Source organism: Streptomyces sp. 4N124 (assembly GCF_052245395.1).
Taxonomy (GTDB): Bacteria; Actinomycetota; Actinomycetes; order Streptomycetales; family Streptomycetaceae; genus Streptomyces.
Genome location: NZ_JBQQBS010000061.1, coordinates 33,217 through 45,531 on the forward strand (window position 1 = coordinate 33,217; position 12,315 = coordinate 45,531).

The following is a 12,315-nucleotide window of genomic DNA, read 5'->3' on the forward strand; positions in this document are numbered from 1 at the left end:
CTCCGGAAGGTTTCGCATTCGCATGTCCATTTCCAGTACTGATCACGTCGTCGTGCCCGAGAACGGGGACGAGACCGTAGAGGCTCCCGAGACCGCAGAGGCCCCCGAGCTCACCTTCGCGGACCTCGGTCTCCCCGAGGGCGTCGTGCGCAAGCTCGCGCAGAACGGCGTGACCAGCCCCTTCCCGATCCAGGCCGCGACCATCCCGGACGCCCTGGCCGGCAAGGACATCCTCGGCCGTGGCCGCACCGGCTCCGGCAAGACCCTCTCCTTCGGCCTGCCGGCCCTGGCCACGCTGGCCGGCGGCCGCACCGAGAAGCGCAAGCCCCGCGCCGTCATCCTCACCCCGACCCGTGAGCTCGCCATGCAGGTGGCGGACGCGCTGCAGCCGTACGGCGATGTCGTCGGCCTGAAGATGAAGGTCGTCTGCGGCGGCACCTCCATGGGCAACCAGATCTACGCCCTCGAGCGCGGCGTCGACATCCTCGTCGCCACGCCCGGCCGCCTCCGCGACATCATCAACCGCGGTGCCTGCTCCCTCGAGAACGTGCAGATCGCCGTACTCGACGAGGCCGACCAGATGTCCGACCTGGGCTTCCTGCCCGAGGTCACCGAGCTGCTCGACCAGATTCCGGCGGGCGGTCAGCGGATGCTGTTCTCCGCGACCATGGAGAACGAGATCAAGACCCTCGTCGACCGGTACCTCAAGGACCCGGTCCACCACGAGGTCGACGCCGCCCAGGGCGCCGTCACGACCATGTCGCACCACATCCTCGTCGTGAAGCCCAAGGACAAGGCGCCGGTCACCGCCGCGATCGCCTCCCGCAAGGGCCGCACGATCATCTTCGTCCGCACCCAGCTGGGCGCCGACCGTGTCGCCGAGCAGTTGCGCGACGCCGGTGTGAAGGCCGACGCGCTGCACGGCGGCATGACGCAGGGTGCGCGCACCCGGACGCTGGCCGACTTCAAGGACGGCTACGTCAACTGCCTGGTCGCCACGGACGTCGCGGCGCGCGGCATCCACGTCGACGGCATCGACCTCGTCCTGAACGTCGACCCGGCCGGTGACCACAAGGACTACCTGCACCGCGCGGGCCGTACCGCCCGAGCCGGCCGCACCGGCACGGTCGTCTCCCTCTCGCTCCCGCACCAGCGCCGCCAGATCTTCCGGCTGATGGAGGACGCGGGCGTCGACGCCGGCCGTCACATCATCAACTCCGGTACGGCGTTCGAGCCCGAGGTCGCCGAGATCACCGGCGCCCGTTCGATGACCGAGGTCCAGGCCGAGTCCGCGGGCAACGCCGCGCAGCAGGCCGAGCGTGAGGTCGCTCACCTCAGCAAGCAGCTGGAGCGGGCGCAGCGGCGCGCCGCCGAGCTGCGCGAAGAGGCCGACCGCCTGGTCGCCCGGTCCGCCCGCGAGCGCGGCGAGGACCCGGAGACCGCGGTCGCCGAGGCGCAGGCCGCGGTGGTGGAGGCCCTTGAGGCGTCCGTGCCGGAGCAGCCGGTCGCACAGGATGTGGACCGGGCCGAGGCTCCGGCGCCGTACGAGCGTCGTGAGCGCCGGGACAACGACCGGGGTGGCTTCCGTCGCGACGAGCGTCGTGACAACGACCGTGGTGGTTTCCGTCGCGATGACCGTCGTGATGACCGTGGCGGCCGTTCCTTCGAGCGTCGTGACAACGACCGTGGTGGTTTCCGCCGGGACGACCGTCGTGATGACCGTGGCGGCCGTTCCTTCGAGCGTCGTGACAACGACCGTGGTGGCTTCCGTCGCGATGACCGTCGTGATGACCGTGGCGGCCGTTCCTTCGAGCGTCGTGACAACGACCGTGGTGGCTTCCGCCGGGACGACAGCCGTGACGACCGTGGCGGCCGCTCCTTCGACCGCGACCGTGGCAGCCGTCCCTTCGAGCGTCGCGACAACGACCGTGGCGGCTTCCGCCGGGACGACCGTCCGTCCGACCGCCCGGCCGGCCGTTCCTTCGAGCGCCGTGACGACCGCGGTGGTCACCGCGGCAGCGACCGCCCCTTCAACCGCGACCGCCAGGGCGACCGCCCGGGCTTCCGCTCCGGCGGCCACGAGCGCCCCTACGGCCGCCGTGACGACCACCGCGGCGGCACCGGCACCGGCACCGGGTCCGGCTCCTCCTCCTTCGGCCGCCGGGACGACAAGCCGCGCTGGAAGCGCAACGGCTGACGCCGAGTGAAGTAGTGAAGTAGTGAAGTGAGGAAGGGCCCGTACGACTTCGGTCGTGCGGGCCCTTCCGGCGTTTCCGAAATCGCATGGTCGGCCGTGACCTGCGCGTTGCGGTCGCCGCGGCCGGTACACCCAAGTTCGATGAGTCGTCGCGGCCGCGAAGTCGGACCGGTACTGGGATCCACACGGCCCCGGCTAAGCAGTCGGTATACGAGATCGGTGAGACCGGGCCGGTCGTCACGCGCACCCCAGGTGCCGCCGCTCTGGACGGTGACACCCTGTGGACGGCGGACGAGCACAGCTTCACGGCCCACGACCTCGCGGAGGCCGGCGAGGCGAAGCTCGGTGACGGGCACGTCGTCACGCATGACAAGCAGGCAGGCAAGCTGACCCTCACCAGGGTCGCGAGCGGCGCTCGCCCGCAACGGGGGCGTCGGCGAGATCACCGGCGACGGGAAGAGCGACCTGGTCATGCGGGACACGGCGGGGAACCCGTACCGCCAGACCGGCAACGGCAAGGGGTCCTTCGCGGCCCGGGTGAAGATCGCGACCGGGTGGCAGTACTACAAGGGCCTTTCCTGGAGGGCCATTTTCTAGCCAAGTTGTGACGTGTGTCATGCCCCCGGCGAGGGAATCGCTGGGGGCATGACAGATGACGCCAAAGTGAGTGGGCTGTCTGACGAAGAGCGATTGGCCCAGCTCGGCTACACGCAGGTCCTTGCCCGCCGCATGTCGGCGTTCTCCAACTACGCGGTCTCCTTCACGATCATCTCGGTCCTGTCGGGATGCCTGACGCTGTATCTGTTCGGCATGAACACCGGCGGTCCCGCCGTGATCACCTGGGGCTGGGTCGCGGTCGGACTGATGACGCTGTTCGTGGGCCTGTCGATGGCCGAGATCTGCTCGGCGTACCCGACGTCGGCGGGCCTGTACTTCTGGGCCCACCGGCTCGCGCCCCCGCGAACGGCCGCCGCCTGGGCCTGGTTCACGGGCTGGTTCAACGTGCTCGGCCAGGTCGCGGTGACCGCGGGCATCGACTTCGGGGCGGCGTCCTTCCTGGGCGCGTACCTGAACCTGCAGTTCGACTTCGAGGTCACGCCCGGCCGCACGATCCTCCTCTTCGCGGGCATCCTGGTGCTGCACGGCCTGCTCAACACCTTCGGCGTGCGGGTGGTGGGCCTGCTCAACAGCGTGAGCGTGTGGTGGCATGTGCTCGGCGTGGCCCTGATCGTCGGCGCGCTCACCTTCTCCCCGGACCAGCACCAGTCCGCGTCCTTCGTGTTCGGCGAGTTCGTGAACAACACGGGCTGGGGCAGCAGCGTGTACGTCGTCGCGCTCGGCCTGCTCATGGCCCAGTACACCTTCACCGGCTACGACGCCTCCGCCCACATGACGGAGGAGACACACGACGCGTCGACGGCGGGCCCGAAGGGGATAGTCCAGTCCATCTGGACGTCATGGATAGCCGGGTTCGTCCTGCTCCTGGGCTTCACCTTCGCCATCCAGTCCTACGAGGGTGCTCTCACGTCGCCGACCGGCGCACCGCCCGCGCAGATCCTGCTCGACGCGCTGGGCGCGACGGCGGGCAAGCTGCTGCTCCTGGTCGTGATCGGGGCGCAGCTGTTCTGCGGGATGGCGTCGGTGACGGCCAACAGCCGGATGATCTACGCCTTCTCCAGGGACGGCGCGCTGCCCTTCTCCCACCTCTGGCACACGGTGAACCCGCGCACCCGCACCCCCGTGGCGGCGGTGTGGCTGGCGGCGCTGGGCGCGCTGGTGCTCGGGCTGCCGTATCTGATCAATGTCACGGCCTACGCGGCGGTGACGTCGATCGCCGTGATCGGCCTGTACATCGCCTACGTCATCCCGACGCTGCTGCGGCTGCGGAAGGGCGAGGACTTCGAGCGCGGGCCGTGGCATCTGGGGCGCTGGTCGCGGCCGATCGGGGTGGTGGCGGTGGCGTGGGTCGTCGTGATCACGGTCCTCTTCATGCTGCCGCAGGTCTCCCCGGTCACCTCGGACACCTTCAACTACGCCCCGGTCGCCGTCCTCGTCGTCCTCGGCTTCGCCGCGACCTGGTGGCTGGCCTCGGCCCGGCACTGGTTCCTCAACCCCGACCACGAACGGACCATCGCCCGCGAGGCGTCCCGCAAGGGCACGCCCGAACCGGTCGATCCGTAACACCCCTGGACACTCCTGGCCCGCCCTGCCGGGGCGGCACGGCCGAGACCCCGATACCCGATCGGAGTCCCGGCCGTGTCCGGCTATGCTCGGGGAGGCAACATCGCCTGGGCCCTTAGCTCAATTGGCAGAGCAGTGGACTTTTAATCCATTGGTTGTGGGTTCGAGTCCCACAGGGCCTACGGGTGGTAGGCGGGGGGTATGCCCTCTGACCTGCTACGCAGCGCCCAGGTCGGCTTCGGTCGGCTTGGGCGCTGCTTTGTTTTCCGAGGCCGGCGTGATCGTGGAGCGCACTGAGCTATCCTCCGCGCATGCGCGGACAGTTCACCGGCTGGCCGGAGCAGGCCATGGACGTGTTGTGGCAGCTCCAGGGCGAACCGACCCACGCGACCCGCGAGCGCTACCGCGCGGACCGCGAACGCCTGGTCCGGCAGCCGATGATCGCCCTGCTCAACGAGGTCGCGGACACCGACCCCCGGTACGAGGACTTCTCCGTCTGGCACTACCGCACCGACTCCTGGTGGTGGCAGCACCAGGGCGCGATGATCCGGCTCGGCCGCAAGATCGAGATCAATCTCCGGTTCGACCTGGACGGCCTGCGGATCCAGGGCGCCTGGTGGTACCCCGATCCCGGCCAGGTGGACATGTTCCGCAAAGCCGTGGCCTCCGAGGGGAGCGGCCGTGAACTGTCCGCCATCGTCGAGGAGCTGCGGAAGAAGGGCTACGACATCTCCGGGGACGTGATGAAACGCCCCCCGCGTGGCTATCCGACGGACCACTCCCGTACGAACCTGCTGCGCCACCGTTCGCTGATCGCCGCCCGCCCTCTCGGCTGCGAGGAGTGGCTGCACACCCCGGAGGCGGTCGACCGGGTCCTCTCGGCCGCCGCGGACCTGGACGCCCTGCTGATGTGGCTGGTCCGCCACGTGAAGAGCGCCGCCTGACCCGGCCGCGGCGAAGCTGTACGCCGACGCCTTCGAGGCGGGAGCGGATGTCATGGGCGCCCGGCCGTCGGGCCTTCCGTGCTGCTCGGGTCCGCGCGCTCGGTGCCGGTGTCGATGAGGATCTGTTCGGCCTGCGTCACGTTGTCGGCGCGGACGGCCTCGGCCATGGCGGCGCGCGCGGCGTCGGGCGTCGCATGCGGCGGGACCACGAGGAGGGAGAAGAGATCCTGCTCGCCCCGGGTGATGAGGACGGTGTCGTCGCCGATGGAAGAGGCGTCGATGTGGACGACGCGGTCCTCGATGGTCATCCGCGTCGGCAGCTCTTCCCAGGCGTCCGCGTCCAGGCCGACGCGCGTGACCGGCCCGAGGTACTCGGTCAGTGCGGTGATCAGGCCGGGCAACTCGGCGGCGATGTCGTGGGAACGCGGCCACCACGCCCCGTCGAGCACTCCCAGCCGGTCGTGTGTCGTCTCCAGCCGGACGACGGCTGTCCCGGGCCGCACGGCCCGGTGGACGGTGTCCGGCAGAAGCCTGGTCACACGCGGGGAGTCGGAGTCGGACATCGCCTCACCTGCCCGCCGGCAATGAGGAAACCGAGTGGCTTCCTCGTTTTCACGGTACTCCCCGGCGGGCGGCGACCGGGAAGCCCGCCGGCTCGCGCTACGTGTGCACGTCCGCCGCGGCTGCCATGAGTGGTTCCGCGGCCTCCTCGGTCGTGTCGGGCGGCACGACCAGCAGGTCCCAGCGTCCCTGGCCGGGTGAGAGCAGGACGATGGTGTGGGCGGCGGATGCCGTGGGAGTCCGGTGCAGTCGTACGACCTGGTTGGAGACGAGCATCCGGCCGGGCACCGCGGACCATGTCGCCCCGTTGACGGTGACGCTGGTGATGTGGCCCCACGCGCGCGGCAACCCGGCGAGCAGCCAGGGGAGTTCGGCGAGCAGGTCGTACGAACGGGGCCACCACGCTCCGTCGATGGGGCGGGGCATACGGCCGTGGGGTGCCAGGCGCAGGCGTAGGAGGGGGTGGGAGGGAAGCGGGGGTTGCATGGCGGTGGTCACTGGAGCTCCTGTCGATCGCCGTGCGGCGGAGGAGATGAGTGCTCGGGGTCAGGTGCGGCGGGCGGCGACGCGGGCCGGAGTGGGCCAGCGCACGTCGTGCACCCAGCCGAGGCGTTCGAGGAGGCGGATGACGGCGGCCGAGGGGTCGAGCTGGCCCCGGTCGACGCCGTGGCGGGCGCTGGTGGGGTCGGCGTGGTGGAGGTTGTGCCAGCTCTCGCCGAACGAGAGGAGGGCGAGCGGCCACAGGTTGGTGGCCCGGTCATGGCGCCGGGTGCGGAACGGGCGGTCACCGATCATGTGACAGAGGGAGTTCACGCTCCAGGTGACGTGGTGGAGCAGCGCGATGCGCACAAGTCCCGCCCACAGCAGGGCGGTTACGCCGTGCAGCCACGTCCCTCCGATGAGCCAGCCGGCCGCGAACGGCAGGGCGAGCGTGAGGACGCACAGCGCCGGGAAGGCGCGGGCCACGCCGCGGATGTCGCGGTCGGCCAGCAGGTCAGGCGCGTAACGTTCCGGCGGCGTACGGTCGTTGCGGAACAGCCAGCCGACATGCGCGTGCAGCAGTCCGCGCAACTGGCCGCGCAGATGCGTGCCGTAGCGGTACGGCGAGTGCGGGTCCCCCGGCCGGTCGGTGAAGGCGTGGTGGCGGCGGTGGGTGGCGACCCAGCCGATGACGTCGCCCTGGAAACTCATCGATCCGGCCACCGCGAGCGCGATGCGCACGGGTCGGACGGCCCGGTAGCTGCCGTGGGTGAGACCGCGGTGGAAGCCGACGGTGACGCCGAGACCCGTGACCGTGTAGAGGACGAGCGCGAGCACGATGTCGGCGGGATGGATGAGGCTGCCCCACAGCAGCCAGCCGGCGAGGCCGATCGCCAGGAACGGCAGGACGACGATCACTGCCGTCACCGTGACGTACAGCCGTTCACCGCCGTCGCGCGGGGGCGCCGGTCCGTCCGGCGGGAAGGGGGACGTTCCGTCGTAGCCCTGGGGCGGGGCGGGGGCTGACAGTGTGGCCGTCGTGGACGTGGTCGGGCTGCGTGACATGCGTGGCTCCTCGGCCTGGATGCGGATGGCGCGGCCGGGGTCACGGGCTGCCCTGAGGACGTGTGACGGGCGGTGGAGTGGAAGGGAATGTGGTCTGGTGGTTCACCGGACCATGAGATGACGGCCCGGAGCCGGTCCGAATTCCGCTATGTGAAAGGCCCTCGGGTTCTCACCGTACTCCTGCCCGTGTAACAACCGTGTCCGCTCGCGGGCGGTATCGCGTTGACACGGGCCGACGCCGGACGTTGACTGGCGGCACGGCTCAGAGCCATGCCGCTCCGGAAATCCGGCACAACGCACAGGAAAGCGGCACTTGATGATGTACGACCAGACACGCGCCCGACAGTCCGCCGACCAGCCCCGTGGCGACGCGGGACGCCGCGCGCCCGGCCCGGCACCGCTGTTCCCGCCGGACGAGCGGGACAAGATCGTCCGGCGACTCGGACGGGCCGTCAACACGTTCCCCGACGCTCCGCGTGAGTCCCTGGAGGAAGCCGAAGGCGCCTTCGACGAGGCCACCGCCCAGCTCATGGAGGCCCTCGCCGAACAGCGGCGTACTCTCCGCGCGGGCTGGCAGGACCAGGACTCCGAAGATCAGGACGCCGAAAAGCAGTCCGCCGACCTGCACCTCGCGCTGAGGCAGTACCGGGAGATCACCCAGCGCCTGCTCCGCCTCTGAACGACGCCGGGCCTGATGGGTTGTGAGGGCTCGAGGTTCACTGCCTGGGCAGTGAACCTGTTCACAGCTGTCATCAGTCGCTAAAGATCGTCCTCCTTGCTTAAGGTACGGAGGCGGCTCTCGCAGGCATGTTCATGACGTCGGTCCGCATCATCACCTCAAGGACCCGAACGTCTTCATGTCTTGCCACATATCCATGCTCCGGCGCCGCCTGCCCCTGTGGGCGATACCGCTGCTGTGGACCCTGGCGCTCGGCCTGTGGGGAATCTCCCGGCAAGACAGTGTGTGGCGGGACGAGGCGGCGACCTGGCAGGTGGCCCGCCGATCGGCCGGGGAGATCTGGCACATGCTGGGTCAGGTGGATGCCGTACACGGGCTCTACTACCTGCTGATGCACACGCTCTTCGAAGGCTTCGGCCCCGGCACCACCGTCCTGCGACTCCCCTCTGTCCTGGCCGTGGCGGCAGCGGCGGCCTGTGTGACGGTCATGGGTCATCGCCTGGCCGGAGCCAGGGCGGGCCTGGCCGCGGGGCTGGCGCTCGGGCTGTTGCCGGCCGTGCAGTTCCACCTCCAGGAGGGACGTCCGTACGCCCTGGTCATGGCCGGGTCCGCGCTCTCGACCCTGCTGCTGGTGACCGTGCTCCAAGGCAGGGGCCGCGCGGTGCACTGGGCCGCGTACGGGTGCGTGGTCCTGGTGTGCGCGCTGTTGAACTGGCTGTCGTTGCTGATCCTGCCCGCGCACGCGGCGACCCTGATGTGGACGAAGGCCGAACGGAGAGTGTGGACACGCTGGTCGGTGGCAGCGACGGCCGCGACGGCGGGCGTCCTGCCGTTGATTCTGTTCAGCCGGACGCAGTCCGAGCAGGTGTCGTGGATCCCGCCCCTGACATGGCACGCGCTGATCGGCCCGGCGGTCCTGCTGGCCATCGGCGGTCTCGGAGTGTCGCTGGACCGGCCGCGGGCGGGCCGGCTGTCGGTGGCGGCGGTCGGACTGCCGCTGCTTGCGGTGCCGCAGGTGGGGCTGCTCGGTCTTTCCCTGATCAAGCCGCTGTTCCTGGACCGCTATGTCCTGTTCAGCATGCTGGGTCTGACCTTGCTGATCGGCGCGGTCATCGGCGCGGCGGTGCGTGTGGTCGGGCCCCGGTTCCCCAGGGCGGTGCCCTGGCTGGTTCCGGCGATCGTCTCAGTGGCGGTGGTGGCGTTGCTGCCGCAGTCCCTGGCCACGCGGTCTCCGGCGAGCCGGGTGGACGACGTCCTGTCGGCGGCCGCGAACGTACGGAAACTGAAGAGGGCCGGGGACGCGGTGGTCTTCATACCGGCGGCCCGGCGCGACACCCAGCTGGTCTCCCCCGACGCCTTCGCCGGTCTGCGGGACATCGCGCTGGCGCAGAGCCCCACCGCGTCCGGAACGCTGAAGGGCGAGGAAGCCGACCCGGAGCGGATCAGGGCGGCCATGCTGGAACAGCGGCGCATAGTGCTGGTCACGGATGTGCCCGAAGTGGCCCGGCCCGTATCCGCGAAGCGGGACATCGTGAAGAACGCCGTTTTGCGGGAGTACTTCGAAGCGGTGGCGGACGAGCAGGTCCGCGGGCGGCGGGTCATCGTGTACGAGCGTCGCGATCACAAGCCGTGAACATGAGTCCGGTGACACGCCCCAAATGCTCCCGTGAGTCAGGAAGCACCCCAGTGCCTCCAGGTCCCCCCGCGGTCCTCCCCCGCATCGAGGGTGTGCTCGATGGGGTCCGGTCCCGGTCCTGAAGTCACTGGGATGCTGTGATCCAACTCTCGCCTGAGCTGGTCAGTCGCGTCTTTAGCAGCCCGTGCCGAGATCCTTGGCATTCTGTGCACGCTCCCGGGCCTCGCTCGGGGAGACTCCGTAGGCCGCGCGGAAGGCCCGGCTGAAGTCGGCCGGGTTGCGGAATCCCCAGCGGGCCGCGGTCTCGCCGATGGTGCGGTGGCTCAGGGCGGGGTCGGTCAGGTCGGCGTGGCTGCGTTGCAGGCGGCGGCGCCGGATCGTGGCGGCCACGGGTTCCGGCGCGTCGCGGAACAGGGTGTGCAGGGTGCGTACGGAGATGTGGTGGTGGGCGGCGATGGCCGCCGGGCGCAGCCACGGGTCGGCCAGGTTGTGGTCGATGAAGGCGTTGATCCGGGCGAGCAGCGCGGCCTTGCGGGTCTCGACGGGCAGCGCGTCCTGCTCGCCGAGCCGCGCGGCCAGCAAGGACGCGGCCAGATCGACGGCGACGGAACCGAGCCGGGCCAGCTCCGCCGGTCCGCAGCCGCGGGCGGCGTCCGGCAGGTCCGTCAGATACGGGGCGAGCAGCGCCGCGGAACCGGTCCCGGTGGGCAGCGGCTCGGCCAGCAGCCGGTCCGCCCGGCCGTCGGCCAGGGGCAGCACGGTGCGCGGCAGCCGCAGCACCGTCATCCGGCACTGCTGCTCGGGGTCGTGGAAATCGCTGATCAGCGGGCGGGAACTCGAGTACAGGGTCATTTCGCCGGCGCCGAGGCAGGCGACGTTCCTGGACTGTTCCAGCCGTATGGAGCTGTTGCCCCCGACGAGGATCATGAAGTAGTCCTCGGGATCCTGGCGGCGGATCTGGGCCAGGGAGCGGCGGGCGGTCATCGGGGAGAAGGTGAAGGTCGTGACCTGGCTGCGCGGCAGCATCCCCACGGCTTCCAGCCGGCCCTCGAAGCGGGGTGCGTGCGCGCTGCTGATCGACACCGGCATCAGCTCGTCGACGACCTCGGCCCACCAGCTGAACCGGTCCGGCTCCGGCACGGAGTCGGACCCCATCGTCAGGAACGGGCCCGCCGCTGGGGCGTCCTGTCCTGACGTCTCCTCGGGAATGTCGGGGATGCCGGCGATGGACATGGAGTCGATAGTGCCCGGCGCGGACGTCATCCGAGAAGGGCGCCCGGAAGGCTCCCGTCGTCGGGTGCGAGCAAGGTCAGCCTGCCGTACGCTCCGTCAGTTCGCCCAGCGGCAGGGTGTGCTGGGTCTGGAGCACCTTCGCCCGCAGGTAGCGGACGTTGTGGGCGGTGGTGAACACGCCGGTCGGCACGCGGTCGCGGACGCCGATGCCGAGGTCCCGCAACTGGCCCGCCTTGTCCGGGTTGTTGGAGAGCAGGTCGAGCTCGCCGACGCCGAGGGCGGTGAGCATCTGCGCGGCCGCCGTGTAGTCGCGGGCGTCCTCGGGCAGGCCCAGCGCGGTGTTCGCCGCGTAGGTGTCGAGGCCCTGGTCCTGAAGGGCGTACGCGTCGAGCTTGTTGTAGAGGCCGATGCCGCGGCCTTCCTGGCGGAGGTAGAGCAGGACCCCGCCGCGGTCGGCGATCCGCTCGACGGCCTCGCGCAGCTGCGGGCCGCAGTCGCAGCGGGCCGAGCCGAAGACATCGCCGGTGAGGCACTCGGAGTGCAGACGCACCAAGGGGACGGGCCCTGGATCGCCGAGGACGACGGCCACATGCTCCTGGCCGTCGGCCAGTCCGTGGAAGGTGACCAGTTCGGCATCGACGCTGTAGCCGTCTCCGAAGCGCAGCGGCACGCGGACGCGGGAGCGCTGGGTGGCGGCGGGGAAGTCGGGCATGCGGGTACTCCGGTCCTCGGGCAGATCTGCTTCAGATTTGAAGCAGCTCCTCGGTCTCGGACCCTACCTCTGCTTCAATTTTGAAGCAACGCATTTGTGATCCGCGTCATGAACAGGGCTTGGTCGACCGCCGCCGCCACGGCACGTCATCGGGCGCCGCCTGCGCCGCGTCCCCCTCGAACCCCTCGGCGACCTTGCTGAAGATCTCCTCCATCTGCCCGACCTGCTCCGGGGTCAGCCGGTCGAACAGCAGCGCCCGTACGGTCTCCACATGCCCGGGTGCCGCCCGCTCCAGGACCGTCATCCCCTCGTCGGTCAGCGCCGCGATGCTGCCGCGCTTGTCCCAGCGGCAGTTCTCGCGCCGCACCAGCCCGTCCTTCTCCAGGCGCGTCACGGCATACGTCAGACGGCTGCGGGTGATCTTCAGCCGCGCCGCGAGGTCGGTCATGCGCAGCTTGCGCTCCTCGGTCTCGGACAGAGTGGCAAGGATGGAGTAATACATGTGCGGCATGCCGGCTTCCTGCTGGAGTTGCCGGTCGAGCGCGTCCTCCACCAGGAGGACGGCGCCGATGTACGCGCGCCAGGCGCGCTGCTCCTCGGGGGTGAGCCAGCGGGTCGTCATGCATC

At 70.2% G+C, this 12,315-nt stretch carries 12 protein-coding genes and 1 tRNA gene; 7 read left to right on the forward strand and 6 right to left on the reverse strand.

Annotated elements, in window-relative coordinates; all coding sequences use genetic code 11:
• Positions 1–22: 22 nt before the first annotated feature.
• The 5 genes from ACTWQO_RS40030 (at position 23) to ACTWQO_RS40050 (ending at position 5,322) form a co-directional block, all read left to right on the forward strand.
• Positions 23–2,197 carry a DEAD/DEAH box helicase gene (locus tag ACTWQO_RS40030; RefSeq protein WP_443242288.1) on the forward strand — a complete coding sequence of 725 codons (2,175 nt, stop codon included), beginning with the start codon at positions 23–25 and terminating at the stop codon, positions 2,195–2,197.
• A 471-nt stretch (positions 2,198–2,668) separates the two neighbouring features.
• Positions 2,669–2,794: a hypothetical protein gene (locus ACTWQO_RS40035; RefSeq protein WP_443242289.1), complete on the forward strand. Its 126-nt coding sequence runs from the start codon at positions 2,669–2,671 to the stop codon at positions 2,792–2,794.
• 48 nt (positions 2,795–2,842) lie between these two features.
• Positions 2,843–4,378, forward strand: a complete 1,536-nt coding sequence (locus ACTWQO_RS40040; protein WP_443242290.1) for an amino acid permease — start codon at positions 2,843–2,845, stop codon at positions 4,376–4,378.
• A 109-nt stretch (positions 4,379–4,487) separates the two neighbouring features.
• Positions 4,488–4,560, forward strand: a tRNA-Lys gene (locus ACTWQO_RS40045).
• Positions 4,561–4,689: 129 nt separating this feature from the next.
• Positions 4,690–5,322 carry a DUF2461 family protein gene (locus ACTWQO_RS40050; protein ID WP_443242291.1) on the forward strand — a complete coding sequence of 211 codons (633 nt, stop codon included), beginning with the start codon at positions 4,690–4,692 and terminating at the stop codon, positions 5,320–5,322.
• 50 nt (positions 5,323–5,372) lie between these two features.
• On the opposite strand, the gene ACTWQO_RS40055 is transcribed toward ACTWQO_RS40050, so the two are convergent.
• The 3 genes from ACTWQO_RS40055 to ACTWQO_RS40065 all read right to left on the reverse strand — a co-directional run bounded on the left by ACTWQO_RS40055 (position 5,373) and on the right by ACTWQO_RS40065 (position 7,428).
• Positions 5,373–5,885, reverse strand: coding sequence for a DUF5994 family protein (locus ACTWQO_RS40055; protein WP_443242292.1), 513 nt, complete (start codon positions 5,883–5,885; stop codon positions 5,373–5,375).
• A gap of 97 nt (positions 5,886–5,982) precedes the next feature.
• Complete coding sequence (locus ACTWQO_RS40060) at positions 5,983–6,381, reverse strand: DUF5994 family protein (protein ID WP_443242293.1); 399 nt, start codon at positions 6,379–6,381, stop codon at positions 5,983–5,985.
• Between the two features lie 48 nt (positions 6,382–6,429).
• The gene (locus ACTWQO_RS40065) at positions 6,430–7,428 is read right to left on the reverse strand and encodes an acyl-CoA desaturase (RefSeq protein WP_443242294.1); all 999 of its coding nucleotides are present in this window, start codon (positions 7,426–7,428) and stop codon (positions 6,430–6,432) included.
• A gap of 316 nt (positions 7,429–7,744) precedes the next feature.
• Between ACTWQO_RS40065 and ACTWQO_RS40070 the strand changes: the two genes are divergently transcribed.
• The gene (locus tag ACTWQO_RS40070) at positions 7,745–8,107 is read left to right on the forward strand and encodes a hypothetical protein (RefSeq protein ID WP_443242295.1); all 363 of its coding nucleotides are present in this window, start codon (positions 7,745–7,747) and stop codon (positions 8,105–8,107) included.
• 196 nt (positions 8,108–8,303) lie between these two features.
• The gene (locus ACTWQO_RS40075) at positions 8,304–9,740 is read left to right on the forward strand and encodes a glycosyltransferase family 39 protein (RefSeq protein ID WP_443242296.1); all 1,437 of its coding nucleotides are present in this window, start codon (positions 8,304–8,306) and stop codon (positions 9,738–9,740) included.
• Between the two features lie 177 nt (positions 9,741–9,917).
• Here the strand turns inward: ACTWQO_RS40075 and ACTWQO_RS40080 are convergent, their stop codons facing one another.
• The 3 genes from ACTWQO_RS40080 to ACTWQO_RS40090 all read right to left on the reverse strand — a co-directional run bounded on the left by ACTWQO_RS40080 (position 9,918) and on the right by ACTWQO_RS40090 (position 12,310).
• Positions 9,918–10,976, reverse strand: coding sequence for a helix-turn-helix domain-containing protein (locus tag ACTWQO_RS40080; protein ID WP_443242297.1), 1,059 nt, complete (start codon positions 10,974–10,976; stop codon positions 9,918–9,920).
• A gap of 76 nt (positions 10,977–11,052) precedes the next feature.
• Complete coding sequence (locus ACTWQO_RS40085) at positions 11,053–11,688, reverse strand: GTP cyclohydrolase II (protein WP_443242298.1); 636 nt, start codon at positions 11,686–11,688, stop codon at positions 11,053–11,055.
• A gap of 106 nt (positions 11,689–11,794) precedes the next feature.
• Positions 11,795–12,310 carry a MarR family winged helix-turn-helix transcriptional regulator gene (locus ACTWQO_RS40090; RefSeq protein ID WP_443242299.1) on the reverse strand — a complete coding sequence of 172 codons (516 nt, stop codon included), beginning with the start codon at positions 12,308–12,310 and terminating at the stop codon, positions 11,795–11,797.
• Positions 12,311–12,315 lie beyond the last annotated feature (5 nt).